Source organism: Paraburkholderia sp. XV, assembly GCF_020177535.1.
GTDB classification, from domain to species: domain Bacteria; phylum Pseudomonadota; class Gammaproteobacteria; order Burkholderiales; family Burkholderiaceae; genus Paraburkholderia; species Paraburkholderia caribensis.
Window position 1 is genome coordinate 16,528 of the sequence record NZ_JAGUUD010000018.1, and the last position, 15,869, is coordinate 32,396.

Consider the following 15,869-nt stretch of genomic DNA (forward strand, 5'->3'; position numbering starts at 1 on the left):
GTCCGGCGCGGGCCGTCAGTGCGACACGGCGCGCTCGCGCAGGCTCGCCAGCGCCTGCGCGACCCGCTCGACCACGACATCCCAGTCGCCGGGTGAGGTCTGCCGGAAAAGCCGCGCAGTCGGATACCACGGCGAATCGTCGCGGTCGCGGAACCAGCGCCAGCACGCGTCGTAGCGCGACAGAATCCAGACGGGCGTGTTGAGCGCGCCCGCCAGATGCGCCATCGACGTATCGACGGTGATCACCAGATCCAGGTTTTCGACGATGCCGGCCGTGTCGGCGAAGTCCTGCACGTCGTCCATCGGATCGAACGGGCGGAACGCGGCGGGCAGGTCATCGATCTGCGGGCGGGTCGCCGCGCCTTTCTGCAAACTCACGAACGTCACGCCAGGCACGCGCAGCAACGGCAGGTACGACAGTGCCGTCAGCGAGCGGCGCTGGTCGATCGCATTCGAACTGGGATCGTGCGGGCGCGGATCGCCCGCCCACACCAGGCCGACCTTGAACCCGCCTTCCGGCAACCTGCTGCGCCAGTGCTGCGCGAGCGCGGCGGGCGCGCGCAGATAGGGCATCGGCGTGGGAATCGTGTCGACAGTCGTGCCGAACAGCATCGGCAGGCTCAGCATGAAGCACCAGGTGTCGTGGGCGGGAATCGTCGTCTCGCCGTCGAGCGGATACACCGCGTCCACGCCTTCGAGACTGTCGAAAAGCCGCCGCAACGGCGGCTGGCAAGCGACACTCACTTTCGCCGCGCCGCGCGCCTTCAGCATCGACAGATACCGGCAGAATTGCAGGCCGTCGCCGAAGCCCTGCTCGGGCCACACGAGCAGCGATTTGCCGTGCAGCGGCTCGCCCCGCCATTGCGGATACGGCACGGGCGGCGGAAACACGCTGCGCGTGCCGATCGCTTCGTGATAGCGCGACTCGTAAAGCGCCCAGCCTTGCACGTAATCGCCGATGCACAGCAGCGGCAACGCGAGGTTCGCTTTCGCGCCGACGTAGTCGGGCCGCAGCGCCAACGCCTGACGGTATGCGGCAATCGCTTCCACGATGCGGCCCTGCTGCCACAGCACGTTGCCGAGATTGTTATGCGCTTCGGGCACATCGGCATTGAGCGCCAGCGCCTGGCGGCAGGCCTGCTCCGCTTCCGGCGCACGGTTGAGTTCGAGCAGCAGCAAGCCCAGATTGTTGTGCGCGCTGACGTCGCCCGGCTGACGGCTGACGACGTCCCGATACGCGGCCTCCGCCTCCGGCAGACGCTTGAGCTGCCACAGCAGCACGCCGAGGTTGTTGCGTGCCGTCACGTAGTCTGGCGCGATGGCGAGCGCGTGCAGGAATGAGACTTCGGCTTCCGCCTCTCGCCCGAGATCGCGCAGCACGAGACCGAGGTTGTTCATGGCCTTCGTGAAATCGGGTTTGATCGACAGTGCGCGGCGGTACGCGTGCTCGGCCTGCGTCAGCTGCCTGCGTCCGTAGAACCAGCCGCCCAGATCGTTGTGCGCTTCGGCCAGATCGAGCGCGTCGTCGACGATGGCCTTGAGGTCTTTTGCGTCTGCATCGACATACAGGTCGTTCAGGCAAACGGCCGCGAGGTCCATGGCTTCCGCATGGGCGGGATCGTGCTGCAGCATCTCGTCGAGCAGCGCGAGCGCCTCCGCGAGACGCCCCGACGAATACAGCGACACCGACGCCTGATAACGCTCGGCGGGCGACAGCGCGGGAACTGACGGATTCATTTCAATCCTTTGGAATTCTTAATAGTTCTGGAGATGCGCCGCGCAGCATCGGCCTGGCCTGGCGGGCGAGCGGGAATGAGAAGATGCAGGGCTACAGCGGCAAAAAAAGTATAGGCGATGGTACCTTGGCCAGCCGATGACCTATCTCTAAAGTCCGTCGGATAAACGTCGCACTATGCGGGATCAGGCGCGCCCGGCATCGTCGTTCGTCGACGCCGCGAAGCCGCGCAATTTCTCTGCATCGACGATCTCGATCTCCGCGTAGCGCAGCGCGAGCGCGCCTTGCGTTTCGAATTGCCGCAGAATCTGGTTCGTGGTTTGACGCGACAGCGCGAGCATCATTGCGAGGTCTTCCTGCGGCACCTTGATGACGCGCCGCAGCGTGCCGGCGCCGCCGCCGTATCCGCCCGCCATCAGCAACAGACGCCGCGCGACGCGTTGCGCAGCGGGCAACAGCGCGGCTTCTTCGATTGCATCGAACGCGAGGCGCAGCTTGTGCGTGAGCAACAAGCCGAACGCATGCCAGAACGCGGGCGTGCGTTCGAGCAGCGCCGTGAGCGCCGCGCGTGGAACATGAAACAGCAGCGTGTCGCGCTCCGCATAGGCATCGTGCGTGCGCGTCTGGCCATCGAACAGTGCGATCTCGCCGAACCAGTTGACGGGCTCGATCACTGCGAGCAGCGCTTCCCTGCCGCTCGCGGCGATCGAGCCGATCCGCATCAATCCGTCGAGCACGCAATAGAAGCCGTCGTCGGCATCGCCGCGGCTGAAGAGGCGCTGACCTGCCGACAGCCGTCGCGTGCGGCCGAGCCCGATCAATTGGGCGCGCAATGCTTCGGGCGCGGCGCGAAACCAGGCGCTGCCGTCGAGCAGCTTGAAAAGCTCAGTCGATGTCATGGTTCGAAGCGCGCTTTGGCGGTTTGAATTGTCGGCTAGCCGAAAGTGTCGCGGCGCGCCGCCCGCGATTATGATGACTTTCTACTAGGAACGGCATCCATGAGAACGCTCACTGACCAGCTTGCGCAATACGCCGCCTATCATCGCGACCGCCGCAACATCGCGACGCACTTCATCGGCATTCCGATGATCGTGCTCGCGCTCGCGGTGCTGCTGAGCCGGCCCGCGTGGACGGTTGCCGCGCTGCCGTTCGCGGTGTCGCCGGCGTGGCTGCTGTTCGGACTGAGCGTGATCTACTACTTCGTGCTCGATGTGCCGCTCGGTTTGATGATGGCCGTCGTCTCGGTACTGTGCCTCGCGTGCGGCGCGTGGCTTGCGCAGCAGCCCACCTCGACGTGGCTTGCGTCGGGCATCGGCCTGTTCGTGGTCGGCTGGGTGTTCCAGTTCGTTGGACACGTCGCGTACGAGCATCGCAAGCCCGCCTTCATCGACGACGTGATCGGCCTGCTGATCGGGCCGCTGTTCGTGCTCGCCGAAGCGCTATTCGTTTTCGGCTGGCGGCCTGCGCTGCGCGCGGCAATCGAAGCCAAGGCGGGCCCAACGCGGGTCGATGCGGCGCATGGGGTCACGCGTCATCGGTCCTGAAGCCGCTGCCGTCCACACCGCACGACGGCTTCACCGGCTTTCAACGGGGCGCGAGCAGCCTTGCGCTGTGCAAACCGGTCAGCGCCACCGCGATCCAGATCGGCACGTACGTGCCAAGCTGCTGCGCCGTCAACGACTCGCCGAGCAGCGTCACCGACACGATCACCAGCAACACCGGCTCGACGTAGCCGAGAATGCCGAATAGCGCCATCGGCAGCAAACGGCTTGCTTTCAGATAGGTCGCGAGCGCGATCGTGCTCAGCGCGCCGAGTCCCGGCAGTAACAGCAGCCACATGTCGAGACGGCCCGACAGCAGCGCGAGCGAGCCGCCATGGAGCACCATTGCGAGCGCGAACGGCAGCAGCAGCGACATTTCGAGCGCGAATGCCGTCAGCGAATCGGCGTTGATCTTGCGACGCAACACAAAATACGGCGGATAACCGATCGCCACCAGCAGCGTCGGCCACGAGAACGCGCGCGTCAACCACAGCTCGTGCAGCACGCCGAGCGCCGCGCACCCGACCGCGAGCCACTGCAACGGCTCCAGCCGCTCGTGATAGTAGAAGCGGCCGAGCAGCACCATCGTCAGCGGCAACAGGAAATAGCCAAGCGATACTTCCAGCATCCGCCCATGCAGCGGCGCCCACAGGAACACCCATAGTTGCGCGCCGAGCAACGCCGCGCTGACGGCCAGCAGCAGCGCCGTGCGCGGCTCGCGGATCACGCGCATCGACAGCGCCTTGAGTTGCGGCAGCCGCGAACGCAGCGCGATCAGCGCGAAAGCGCCCGGCACGGTCCAGATCACGCGCCACGCGAAGATATCGAGCCCCGTCAACGGCGTGAGCAGCTTTGCGTACACCGACATCAGGGCAAAAAGCGTCGATGCGCTCACGGACAACGCGATGCCGCGTCCCGGTTGATAGGCGTTCATCGGCCGGTCCGCTGCGGGAGGGCGGGCGCGATGCCGCGAGATGTGTCGTCCATTGTTAAGTCTTGTTTTAACAGCGCGGCGCAAGCGTTGCCCAATATGAAGCCCGCTTCGTCGCGCGAAGCGCGCATTCTAGCGGTAGTGCGGGAAGGGTCCGTCCTTTTCCGCCACATTGCGTCCGTGCATATTCACGCCCGATGCACTATAAAAACTAGTTTCATATCCACGCCGCATGCCGTCGGCGATTTATCGGCGGAAACACGAGACTGCCGTTTTAGCCTGCTTCTTGCTTCCGTTCATGTCCGCGCCCGCCCGGCTTTCCGTCTGCTGCCGCGATCACGCGTCCGTGCGCAGACATGCGCCCGTCATCGAACGCGCTCACGCTTGAACGCTTGCCGGTCCACTCACTCCAACGCATTCGCTCTTCCGCAGTCCGCAAGTCATCACTGGAACGAGACAACACGGAGCCAACATGACTCAGCCAGCCGTATCGCAACATCTGTCGCATGACGTATCGCCGGAGTTCGCCGCCGCCGTTCGCGCTGGCCTCAGCAAGCAGTCACAGAAGGAATTGCCGTCGAAGTATCTTTACGACGAAGTGGGTTCGGCGCTGTTCGAAGTGATCACCGCGCTGCCCGAGTACGGCGTCACGCGCGCCGAAGAACGTCTGCTCGCGAGGCACGCGGGCGATATCGTCGCGCAGTTGCCGCACGACGCGATCGTCGCGGAACTGGGCAGCGGCAGCGGCCGCAAGACGCGCCGCATCCTCGAAGCGCTCTGTAAAAAGCGCCCCACTACTTACAGTCCGATTGAAATTTCGCGCACCGCATTGCAATTGTGTCGCCGCGAACTGGGCGATATCGAGCGCATTTCGATCGTCGGCTATGAGCGCGACTATCTCGCGGGGCTTGCTGAAGTGAGCAAGCGTCGCGCGAAGGACGAGCCACTGCTCGTGCTGTTTCTCGGCAGCACCATCGGCAATTTCGGGCGGCTCGCGGCCACGCGTTTTCTACGCGACATCCGCAACATGCTGGCGCCCGGCGATGCGCTGTTGCTCGGCACCGACCTCGAAAAGCCCGTGCCCGTGCTGATCGCCGCGTACGACGATCCCATCGGCGTGACGGCTGCGTTCAATCTGAATCTGCTCGCACGGATCAACCGTGAACTGGACGGCGATTTTCCGCTCGACGCGTTCGAACACGTCGCGCGCTTCAATCCGGACGTGCGCAGCGTCGAAATGCATCTGCGCGCGAAGCGGCGCGTCAGCGCGCAGGTGCGTGCGGCGAGGCTGAGCGTGGAGCTACAGGAAGGCGAGACGATCTGGACGGAGAGCAGCCACAAGTATCGTCCGGAAGAGCTGCATGCGATCGCCGGCGACGCGGGCTTCACGTGCAGTCATCAATGGATCGAGCGCGACTGGGGCTTTGCCGAAAGCCTGCTGGTGGCGCGTTGACGGGCGTCGCGTGATGTCGATGTGAGCAACAAGCAGCGCGCGCGGCTCACGCCCGCGCGCTTTTTACAAGCCGCTTGTTTCAGTGCTGTTCGAAGCGCTCGAAACGTTTGTCGCTGGCGCGCTCTTCGTGGGTGACCTCGGTCACGCGCGCCATTGGCGGACCGTGACGCAGCCAGGACAGCATCCGGTCGAGCTGGTTCGCCGGACCTTGCAACATCGCTTCGACGGTGCCGTCTTCCAGATTCGCCACCCATCCCCGGATTCCCAGCGCATGCGCCTGGCGCACCGTCGCGTGACGAAAGCCAACGCCCTGCACCATGCCGCGCACCCGCACGTAATACGTTTCGATCCGCGAATCGAGATCCGTGCCGGACATGCTCTTCCCTCCTTTATGCCTTCATGAGTTTACGCGGGCATTCTAGTCGCGCCGCGCGCGCTTTGCTCGCGCACGCCTCGACACGCGAAGCCCGCGAGCACGGCGCGCCCGATCGGCAGCACGTACAATCCGACCTCTGCAACCCTTCAACCACGCACGCCAAGCAATGACCGATCAGACTCGCGATCTCGTACTCGTCACCGGCGCATCCGGCTTCGTCGGCTCGGCCGTCGCGCGCATCGCGCAGCAAAAGGGCTTCGCCGTGCGCGTGCTCGTGCGTCCGACCAGCCCGCGCCGCAACGTCGAATCGCTCGATGCCGAGATCGCGGTCGGCGATATGCGCGACGAGGCGTCGATGCGCGCCGCGCTGCGCGGCGTGCGCTATCTGCTGCACGTCGCCGCCGATTACCGGCTGTGGGCGCCGGACCCGCTCGAAATCGAACGTTCGAATCTCGAAGGCACGGAAGCGACGATGCGCGCCGCGCTGAAGGAAGGCGTCGAGCGCATCGTGTACACGAGCAGCGTCGCGACGCTGAAGGTCACGGGCTCGGGCGCGTCGGTCGACGAAACCTCGCCGATGACGCCACAGCAGGCGATCGGCGTCTACAAGCGCAGCAAGGTGCTCGCGGAGCGTGCTGTCGAGCGGATGATCGCGAACGACGGCCTGCCCGCCGTGATCGTCAATCCGTCGACGCCCATCGGCCCCCGCGACGTGAAGCCCACGCCGACGGGCCGCATCATCGTCGAGGCGGCGCTCGGCAAGATTCCCGCGTTCGTCGATACGGGGCTGAACCTGGTGCACGTCGACGACGTCGCGATGGGTCACTTCCTCGCGCTCGAACGCGGCAAGATCGGCGAGCGCTACATTCTCGGCGGCGAGAATCTGCCGCTGCAGCAGATGCTCGCGGATATCGCCGGCATCGTCGGACGCAAGGCGCCGACCATCGCGCTGCCGCGCTGGCCGCTGTATCCGCTCGCGATGGGCGCGGAAGCCGTCGCGAAGTTCACGAAGCGCGAGCCGTTCGTCACCGTCGACGGCCTGAAGATGTCGAAGAACAAGATGTACTTCACGTCGGCGAAAGCGGAGCGCGAACTCGGCTACCGCGCGCGGCCGTACCGCGAAGGCTTGCAGGATGCACTCGAGTGGTTTCGCGAAGCGGGCTACCTGAAAGCGTGACGTCCGGGTACATGGCGGCGAGCGCGCTGGATCGCGGCTCGCGCGTGACCTGCACACGCTTTGTTACAACTCGCCATGCTGGCACGAAGGCTACCGCCCGCGTGCAGAAGGTAAAATCGCGGGTCTTACCAGAGAACTACGCATGAATCTAAAGGAACAGATTGGCGCACTCGAAATGGGCGTCGATCGGCTCATTCAGGTTGTCACGGCTTCGCGCGAGGCCGAGGCCGCGACCACGACCGATCAGCATGTGAACGGCGCAGAGGAGGCCGCGCAGGACACGGCCACCGAGGCAGCGCCGACAGAACCGCAAACGCAGGAAGCCGCGGCAGAAAAGCCGACGTTGCATATCGAGCGCCCGAGCCAGAACGAAATCACGATGACCATTGGCGGCAAGTCGGTCACGCTGCATCCGCTGCAACTGGGTCAGCTGATCGAGGAACTGTCGAACGCGCGCGCGTCGATGCAGCCCGAAGTCCCGCTAAACCTGCCCGCCGGCTGGCGTTTCGTATCGACGAAGAACCCGGCCATGGCGGTGCAGAAGCAGTCGAACGGCGACCGTCTGCTCGTGATGCGCCATACGGGGCATGGCTGGGTGCCGTTCCAGTTCTCGCCGGAGACGGTCATTCAGATGTACATGATGCTGACGCAGAAGTGATCTGCGACGGCGCGCCGCCGTCGCGCGCCGTTCAATGCGACAGCGGCAGCAACGAATTGAGCAGACTGGTCGCGCGCTGCGACACGCTTGGGCTGCTCGCAGCTGGTTCGATGGGACTGACGTAGACGACGGGCCCGATACAAAGCGACGTGTAGCGCGCGTCGCATCCGCCGTCGCGCGACGGCAGCGGCTGGTCCGCGCCCGATGCCGCGCCGGCATCCGCATTGACGACTTCCGCAAACGTCTTCACGCGGCCATTGACCTTCTCCGCATACGCCTGCGACCCGCCATAGCTCTTCAACGCGGCATTCAGATCGCCGCCCGCCGATTTCATGTAGCCGTACAGAATCGCGGAACCGACCTCGATATTGGTCTCCGGATCGGTCAGATCCTTCACGTCTTTCAGCATGCGCTTGTGCGCGCCGGGCACGACCTGCATCAGCCCGGTCGCGCCGTTGCCGCCCCTGGCCTTTTCCTTGAAGCGCGATTCGATCGAGATGATCGCGAGAATCAGCGCGGGCGGCAGCGCGTACTTCTCGGAGGCGACGCGCACAGCGTTCGAGATCTGCTCGGCCTTCTCCTTCGCGAGGCCGAATTTCTGGCGCAGATAGTCTGACGTGCGGTCCTGGCGGGTCTGATCGTCGGCCAACGCGCCCTGCATCAGGCCGAGTGCGACGACGCTCAGGCACACGAGCCGCTTCATTGATTGGTCCCGGCGGGCGCCTGCACGCGCGCCTTCCATTGACCGCCTTTGCCGCGCCAGTAGCGCACGGCCGAGCCGAACGTCGCGCTGACATAGAACAGCGCGATGAGCGGCAGGAACGGCGCCCACAGCGGCGAGCGCTGGTAGTAGCGCAACATCGGTGCGTAGGCGCAGCACATGGCGGCCCACGCGAGCCACGCGGGCCAGCCTTTCGGCCCGAGCACGATGGCGACGACGGGCGGCGCGAGGTAGATGATGGTCATGCCGAGCAAGGTGCCCGCCAGCAGCCACGCCGAGTAGCGCAGCTGCGTGAACGCGGTGCGCGCGATCATGTTCCAGATCTCGCGCCAGCTGTCGTACGGGCGCAGCGAGACGCTGCGCGCCGCCACATCGAGGCGGATCGGGTGACGCCCCTGGCCGCGATGCTTGATGCGGGCGGCGAGGCTGCAATCGTCGATCAGTTCGGCGCGGATCGATTCGATGCCGCCCGCTTCTTCCAGCGCCGTACGGCGCACCAGCATGCAGCCGCCCGCCGCGCCCGCCGTGCGATTGCGCGGGTTGTTGACCCACGCGAACGGATACAGCTTCGCGAAGAAGAACACGAAAGCGGGAATCAGCGCCTTTTCCCAGAACGAGTCGCAGCGCAGCCGCACCATCAGCGAGACGAGGTCGCGCTTTTCGGCGTCGGCGCGCATCACGAGCTGCGTCAGCGCGTCGGACGGATGGCCGATATCGGCGTCGGTGAGCAGCAGGTATTCCGGCGCGTAACCGAGCGAGCGCGCCGCCTCGATACCCTGCGACTGCGCCCAGACCTTGCCCGACCAGCCCGCTGGCAGCGGCTTCGCGCTGATTACCGTAAGCCGGTCCGGGCACCGCAGCGCGAGCGCGGCGGCGCGGGCGGCGTCGGCGGTGCCGTCGGTGCTGTGGTCGTCGACGACGATCACGTGAAATTCGCCCGGATAGTCCTGCTCGAGCAGCGACGTGACGGCGCGCGCGATCACGTCCGCTTCATTGCGCGCCGGGACGACGGCGGCGACGCCCGGCCATGCTTCGCGCGTCTCGGGCGCGAGCGGCGCGGCAGGCTGCGCGCGCCAGAAGCCGCCGCGCGCGAACAGCAGCACACACCAGATCAACAGCGACAGACACGCCACCAGAAACAGAACCGCCGCAATCATGCATAGCCCTCTATGAAAGCCGCGCGCGCTGCGTCTCCAGGGCGCGGCGACGGACGCGGCGCGCCGGCAACACCTGCGACGCTGCGCCAATCGTGGAAATCGAGCACTAGCCGGCCATCGAATATGTGATAGACCGCGTTTTCGATACGTTCAAGAATGCGCCGCCGACGAAAGACGCCGCAGAAAATTCCATGGATGCAGGCCGGAAACCGCAGGCGATGCGTCGGCGCAACAAAGCCCGATAGTTTAAGGGTTCCCGCCAACGGGCGCAGCGAGTCATTTTTGCCACGCCGGCCGCCGCGCAAACGCCACAGTACGGGACGCCTGAAAAGCAAACCGACAGCGATAGCGTTAGAATGCGCGTTTGGTCTCGAGTATCGACTTCCGTCGGATTTAAGACATCAACTAATATACAGACGCGGCGAACAGGTCGTTTTTACCGATCTGCCCGGAATCCCGCGTCAGTCGGAGTTCGCCAGCCTATGCGAGTCATCCTTGCCCAACCCCGCGGCTTTTGTGCGGGAGTCGTGAGGGCGATCGAGATTGTCGATCGCGCTTTGCAGCAACATGGCGCACCGGTTTACGTGCGTCATGAAATCGTCCACAACAGGCACGTGGTCGATAATCTTCGCCGTAAGGGCGCGCGCTTCGTCGAGGAACTCGACGAGGTGCCGCAGGGCGCAGTTGCCATTTTCAGTGCCCACGGTGTCGCGCAAAGCGTCGAACGCGACGCGGAGCAGCGCGGTCTCGACGTGCTCGATGCCACCTGCCCGCTGGTGACAAAGGTTCATGTGCAAGGTCGTCAGTACGTGGGCGGGGGCCGCACGCTGATCCTGATCGGGCATGCGGGCCATCCGGAAGTGGAAGGCACGATCGGCCAGATTCCGGGCAAGGTGCTGCTCGTGCAGAGCGAAGCGGAAGTCGCGAAGCTGGAACTGCCCATCGACACGCCGCTCGCCTATGTCACGCAGACCACGCTGTCGGTGGACGATACGCGCGGCATCATCGACGCGCTGAAGCGCCGCTTCCCTGACATCGTCGGCCCGGACACGCGCGACATCTGCTACGCAACGCAAAACCGCCAGGCGGCCGTGCGCGAGCTGAGTACACAGGTCGACGTGCTGCTGGTGGTGGGCGCAACGAACAGCTCGAACTCGAATCGCCTGCGCGAGATCGGCAGCGAAACGGGCGTACCGAGCTTTCTGGTCGCCGACGGTTCCGAAGTCAAGCCGGAGTGGTTCGCCAACGTGAAGACGGTCGGCATCACGGCGGGCGCTTCGGCGCCGGAAGAAATGGTCGAGAACGTAATCGATGCGCTACGCGCACTGGGCCCCGTCGACGTTACGACGATGGCGGGACGTGAAGAGAAAGTCGAATTCAAGTTGCCGTCGAAACTGACGCAACAACTCGCTGCACGCGAAGTTTAAGGAGGACAATTTGTCTATTCCGATGCTACAAAAAGTCCGGGTGGGCGCCTACATCATGCGCAACCACCTGAAGGGCAACAAACGCTACCCGCTCGCGCTGATGCTCGAGCCGCTGTTCCGCTGTAACCTGGCCTGCAATGGCTGCGGCAAGATCGACTATCCCGATCCCATCCTGAACCAGCGTCTGTCGCTGGCGGAATGCCTCGAAGCCGTCGACGAGTGCGGCGCGCCCGTGGTCTCGATCGCGGGCGGCGAGCCGCTGCTGCACAAGGAAATGCCGGAGATCGTCAAGGGCATCATGGCGCGCAAGAAGTTCGTGTACCTGTGCACGAACGCGCTGCTGATGGAAAAGAAGATGGACGATTACGAGCCGAACCCGTACTTCGTCTGGTCGGTGCACCTTGACGGCGACCGCGAAGCGCACGATCACTCGGTCTCGCAGGAAGGCGTGTACGACAAGGCCGTCGCGGCCATCAAGGAAGCCAAGCGCCGCGGTTTCCGCGTGAACATCAACTGCACGCTGTTCAACGACGCCGTGCCCGAGCGCGTGGCGAAGTTCTTCGACACGGTCGGCGAGATCGGCGTGGACGGCATCACGGTGTCGCCGGGCTATGCGTATGAGCGTGCCCCGGACCAGCAGCACTTCCTGAACCGCGACAAGACCAAGACCCTGTTCCGCGAAATCTTCAAGCGCGGCAACAACGGCAAGAAGTGGTCGTTCAGCCAGTCAAGCCTGTTCCTCGACTTCCTGGCCGGCAACCAGAGCTACGAATGCACGCCGTGGGGCAACCCGGCGCGCACGGTGTTCGGCTGGCAAAAGCCGTGCTATCTGGTCGGCGAAGGTTACGTGAAGACCTTCAAGGAACTGATGGAAACCACCGAATGGGACAAGTACGGGACCGGCAAGTATGAGAAGTGCGCGGACTGCATGGTCCACTGCGGCTTCGAAGCGACGGCCGTGATGGACACGGTCGCACATCCGCTGAAGGCACTGAAGGTCAGCCTGAAGGGTGCGCGCACGACGGGCGCGTTCGTCAAGGACATCCCGCTCGACAAGGCGCGCCCCGCCGAATACGTGTTCTCGCGCCACGTCGAGATCAAGCTCGAACAGATCGAGCGCGCGGGCACGGGCAAGAAGGTGCAGACGTCGGCAGCCGCGTTGAATTAAGACGCATCGAAGCCGCATGAAAAAGAGCGCAACGGTTTTGCCGTTGCGCTCTTTTGTTTTGTGCCGCCGCTTGCCGCTTGAACGAAGCGGCGTTGCCGGCGTTGGCGATCAGCCCGCGCTGCGCGCGTTGTGCTCGGTGAGGAACTTGATCAAACCGTCCACGCCGCCTTTGCTCAGCTGATCCTGGAATTGCGTCTGATAGACCTGAATCAGCCACGCACCCATCATGTTGATGTCGTAAATCTTCCAGCCGTTCGCCGTTTTTTCCAGGCGATAGTCGATGGCGTCGTCGCCGCCGTTGCTCAGCACGTGCGACTGGACGACGGTGTCTTTGGCATCCGCAGACGCGGTCGACGGCGCGAATTTGAACTTCACGTCCTGATCGCGAAGTTGCGACAGCGAAGCCGCATACGTGCCTACGAGCAGCTTCGTGAATTGCTCATACAGTTGCTTTTGCTGCTCCGGCGTGGCCGTGGCCCAAGCCTTGCCAACGGCGATGCGCGTAGTGCGCTGGAAGTTCGTGGCGGGCACGAAGTGCGACTCGACCACCTGCGTGATCTTCTTCATGTCGCCGCCGCGCGCCTGCGGGTCGGCCTTCATCGCATTGACGGTGCCTTCGACTGCGCTCTTCACGATCGCATCAGGCGCGCTTTGTGCGAAAGCCGCGGTGGACACCACGGCGGCTGCCAGAAAAGCAGAGAGATAACGTTTCATACGCTCATCGGGACAGTTAGGAATGAACTCGCGCTGGACAGGCCGCATCCGGCGCGATTACGGGCCAGTATACCGACTTAAGACTTTGACGGGCTGCACAGGGTTCACTAACGCGGCGGTGCAGCGGCTGCGTCGGTATACTTGTGCCCTTTACCAATAACGCCAATCGTGACAAGGCCCCGCTCGCGTACATGCTGAAGTCATCTATCGTTCGCCTCGTTGTCTGGTCGGTGCGCCGTCCGCTGCAGGTCATCGGGCTGTCGCTCGTGCTCGCCGTGCTGAGCGCCATTTATGTCGTTCAGCACTTCAAGATCAATACCGACATCAGTCGTCTCGTCGAGAACGATGCGAAATGGACCGCGCTCGAACAGCAAATCGACAAGGCCTTTCCGGATCGCGGGCAGACGCTGCTGGTCGTCGTCGAGGCCGGCGCGCCCGAATACGCGGATGCCGCCGCGAACACGCTGGCCACCGAGCTGCAAAAGAACACGAAGGAATTCAGTTCCGTCATGCAGCCGGGCAGCGGGCCGTTCTTCGAAAAGGAAGGCTTGCTGTTCCCGTCGCTCGCCGACGTGCAATCCACTACCTCGCAACTGGTCAAGGCGCGCCCGCTCATCAATTCGCTCGCGCATGATCCGAGTCTGACGGGCCTCGCCGGCACGCTGACCACGAGCCTGCTGCTGCCGTTGCAGATCGGCCAGGTCAAGCTCGGCGACATGAGCAACCTGCTGTCGCGCAGCGCAACCGTGATCGATCACGTGCTGGCCAACGAGCCCGCCGTCTTCTCGTGGCGCGCGCTCGTCGACAAGGACGCCGCGAAGGTGCCCGCGCGCGCGTTCATCGTCGTGCAGCCGAAGCTGGACTATGCGGCGCTGCAGGCGGGCGCGCGGGCGTCGGAAGAGGTGCGCAAGACGGCGGCGTCGCTCGATCTCGACTCGCAATACGGCGCGCGCATCCGTCTGACGGGCGAGCAGCCGCTCGCGGACGATGAATTCGCGTCGGTGCAGGACGGCGCGGAGATCAACGGCATCATCACGTTCTTCGTCGTGCTCGGCATCCTGTGGCTCGCGCTGCGCTCGGGGCGCCTGATCGTCGCCGTGTTCATCACGCTGTTTGTCGGCCTCGCCATCACGGCGGCGCTCGGCCTGATGATGGTCGATGCGCTCAACATGATTTCCGTCGCGTTCATGGTGCTGTTCGTCGGGCTCGGCGTTGACTTCGGCGTGCAGTTCGGCGTGAAGTACCGCGAGGAACGCAATCGCGACGACCGGCTCGCCGCCGCGCTGATCCATACGGCATACAGCATCGGCGTGCCGTTGACGCTGGCGGCCGTGGCCGTCGCCGAGAGTTTCTTCTCGTTCCTGCCTACCGCGTATCGCGGCGTCTCGGAGCTGGGCGAGATCGCGGGCGTCGGCATGTTCGTCGCGTATCTGACCAACATGACGCTGCTGCCCGCGCTCATCAAGGTCTTCAATCCGCCGGGCGAGGAAGAATCGCCGGGCTTTACGTTCCTCGCGCCCGTCGACGATTTCCTCGACCGCAACCGCACGCCGGTGCTGATCGCGACGGCGGTGCTGATCATCGGCGCGTCGCCGTTGCTGCTGCATCTGCGCTTCGACTTCAATCCGCTGCATCTGAAGGACCCGAACACGGAGTCGATGGCGACGCTGATCTCGCTGAACGACGCACCCGAGGCGGCCGTCAACAACGTGCGAGCGCTCGCGCCGTCGCTGGCGGATGCGGACAAAATCGCCGCGCGTTTGTCGAAACTGCCGGAAGTGGGCCGCACGACGACCCTCACCACGTTCATTCCCGCCGACCAGCCGCAAAAGCTCGCGCTGATTGCCGCCGCGGCGCAGCAATTGCTGCCCGCGCTCACGCAGACGCCCGCGCCGCCCGCCTCCGACGCCGTGCGCGTGGCCGCGCTCAAGCGCACCTCGGCCCAGCTGTCGCTCGCCGCCGACGATCACCCCGGCCCCGGCGCGGCAGAAGCCAAACATCTCTCCGAAACGCTGGCCAAGCTCGCGAACGCGGATGTCTCGACGCGCGACCGCGCCGAGCGTGCGATGTCGGTCCCGCTGAAGATTTCGTTGAAGCAGCTGGCAACCCTGCTGCAGCCGACGGAAATCACCCGCGAAAACGTCCCGAAGGACATCGCCGACAGTTGGCTATCGAAAACAGGACAGGCGCTCGTCGAAATTTCGCCGAAGGTGCCGCCCGGCACCGATCCCGGCGACGACGTGATGCTGCGCAACTTCGCGCGAGCGGTGAAGACGGCGGAACCGGGTGCCATCGGCGGGCCGATCTCGATCCTCCATTCGGCGAACGTCATCATCAAGTCGTTCGTGCAGGCGGGCGCGTGGGCCATTCTGTCGATCAGCGCCCTGCTCTGGCTCACGCTGCGCCGGTTCGGCGACGTGCTGCGCACGCTCGTGCCGCTGCTGGTGTCGGCCGTCGTCACGCTGGAGTTGTGCGTCGTTTTCAACATGCCGCTCAACTTCGCGAATATCATCGCGTTGCCGCTGATGCTCGGCGTGGGCGTCGCGTTCAAGATTTATTTCGTGATGGCGTGGCGCAGAGGTCAAACGGGTCTGCTGCAATCCAGCCTCACGCATGCCGTGCTGTTCAGCGCGGCGACCACGGCTACGGCCTTCGGCAGCCTGTGGCTGTCGCATCATCCGGGCACGTCGAGCATGGGGCGTCTGCTGGCGCTGTCCCTCCTCTGCACGCTAATTGGCGCTGTGGTATTTCAACCGGTATTGATGGGCAAACCGCGCGTTCGACGCGCATCGAAGAAACAATAAGGAAAGC

Annotated in this window: 14 protein-coding genes; 7 read left to right on the forward strand and 7 right to left on the reverse strand. The window is 64.5% G+C overall.

The features are described 5' to 3' along the window. Positions 1-15 precede the first annotated feature (15 nt). Both KFO72_RS12160 and KFO72_RS12165 read right to left on the reverse strand, forming a co-directional pair. Positions 16-1,737, reverse strand: a complete 1,722-nt coding sequence (locus KFO72_RS12160; RefSeq protein ID WP_225032218.1) for a tetratricopeptide repeat protein — start codon at positions 1,735-1,737, stop codon at positions 16-18. A 183-nt stretch (positions 1,738-1,920) separates the two neighbouring features. Further along, on the reverse strand, positions 1,921-2,634 hold the full coding sequence (locus KFO72_RS12165) for a Crp/Fnr family transcriptional regulator (RefSeq protein WP_225032219.1): 714 nt from the start codon (positions 2,632-2,634) through the stop codon (positions 1,921-1,923). A gap of 99 nt (positions 2,635-2,733) precedes the next feature. Between KFO72_RS12165 and KFO72_RS12170 the strand changes: the two genes are divergently transcribed. Next, entirely contained in the window at positions 2,734-3,279 is a 546-nt protein-coding gene (locus tag KFO72_RS12170; protein WP_225032220.1) for a DUF962 domain-containing protein, read from the forward strand. 40 nt (positions 3,280-3,319) lie between these two features. Here KFO72_RS12170 and rarD read toward each other — a convergent pair whose 3' ends face one another. Beyond that, a complete protein-coding gene (gene rarD / locus KFO72_RS12175) occupies positions 3,320-4,210 on the reverse strand; it encodes an EamA family transporter RarD (protein ID WP_225032221.1) in 891 nt (296 codons plus the stop codon). 469 nt (positions 4,211-4,679) lie between these two features. Between rarD and egtD the strand changes: the two genes are divergently transcribed. After that, on the forward strand, positions 4,680-5,660 hold the full coding sequence (egtD, locus tag KFO72_RS12180) for an L-histidine N(alpha)-methyltransferase (RefSeq protein WP_225032222.1): 981 nt from the start codon (positions 4,680-4,682) through the stop codon (positions 5,658-5,660). A gap of 79 nt (positions 5,661-5,739) precedes the next feature. Here egtD and KFO72_RS12185 read toward each other — a convergent pair whose 3' ends face one another. Further along, entirely contained in the window at positions 5,740-6,036 is a 297-nt protein-coding gene (locus tag KFO72_RS12185; protein WP_060604531.1) for an acylphosphatase, read from the reverse strand. Between the two features lie 166 nt (positions 6,037-6,202). Between KFO72_RS12185 and hpnA the strand changes: the two genes are divergently transcribed. Continuing rightward, the gene (gene hpnA, locus KFO72_RS12190) at positions 6,203-7,213 is read left to right on the forward strand and encodes a hopanoid-associated sugar epimerase (RefSeq protein ID WP_225032223.1); all 1,011 of its coding nucleotides are present in this window, start codon (positions 6,203-6,205) and stop codon (positions 7,211-7,213) included. A 142-nt stretch (positions 7,214-7,355) separates the two neighbouring features. Beyond that, the gene (locus tag KFO72_RS12195) at positions 7,356-7,871 is read left to right on the forward strand and encodes a hypothetical protein (protein ID WP_225032224.1); all 516 of its coding nucleotides are present in this window, start codon (positions 7,356-7,358) and stop codon (positions 7,869-7,871) included. Positions 7,872-7,902: 31 nt separating this feature from the next. Here the strand turns inward: KFO72_RS12195 and KFO72_RS12200 are convergent, their stop codons facing one another. Next, positions 7,903-8,574, reverse strand: a complete 672-nt coding sequence (locus KFO72_RS12200; protein ID WP_054933159.1) for a lytic transglycosylase domain-containing protein — start codon at positions 8,572-8,574, stop codon at positions 7,903-7,905. Next, positions 8,571-9,749, reverse strand: a complete 1,179-nt coding sequence (locus KFO72_RS12205; RefSeq protein ID WP_062915936.1) for a glycosyltransferase — start codon at positions 9,747-9,749, stop codon at positions 8,571-8,573. Before KFO72_RS12205 ends, KFO72_RS12200 begins: the two co-directional genes overlap by 4 nt. Before the next feature lie 482 nt (positions 9,750-10,231). Between KFO72_RS12205 and ispH the strand changes: the two genes are divergently transcribed. Together ispH and hpnH are read left to right on the forward strand one after the other, a co-directional pair. Beyond that, positions 10,232-11,176, forward strand: coding sequence for a 4-hydroxy-3-methylbut-2-enyl diphosphate reductase (gene ispH, locus KFO72_RS12210; protein WP_035998709.1), 945 nt, complete (start codon positions 10,232-10,234; stop codon positions 11,174-11,176). A gap of 10 nt (positions 11,177-11,186) precedes the next feature. Next, the gene (hpnH, locus tag KFO72_RS12215; protein ID WP_054933161.1) at positions 11,187-12,344 is read left to right on the forward strand and encodes an adenosyl-hopene transferase HpnH; all 1,158 of its coding nucleotides are present in this window, start codon (positions 11,187-11,189) and stop codon (positions 12,342-12,344) included. Positions 12,345-12,452: 108 nt separating this feature from the next. On the opposite strand, the gene KFO72_RS12220 is transcribed toward hpnH, so the two are convergent. Next, positions 12,453-13,058, reverse strand: a complete 606-nt coding sequence (locus tag KFO72_RS12220) for a phospholipid-binding protein MlaC (RefSeq protein WP_035998713.1) — start codon at positions 13,056-13,058, stop codon at positions 12,453-12,455. A gap of 191 nt (positions 13,059-13,249) precedes the next feature. Between KFO72_RS12220 and KFO72_RS12225 the strand changes: the two genes are divergently transcribed. After that, on the forward strand, positions 13,250-15,862 hold the full coding sequence (locus KFO72_RS12225; RefSeq protein ID WP_054933162.1) for an MMPL family transporter: 2,613 nt from the start codon (positions 13,250-13,252) through the stop codon (positions 15,860-15,862). Positions 15,863-15,869: the final 7 nt, after the last annotated feature.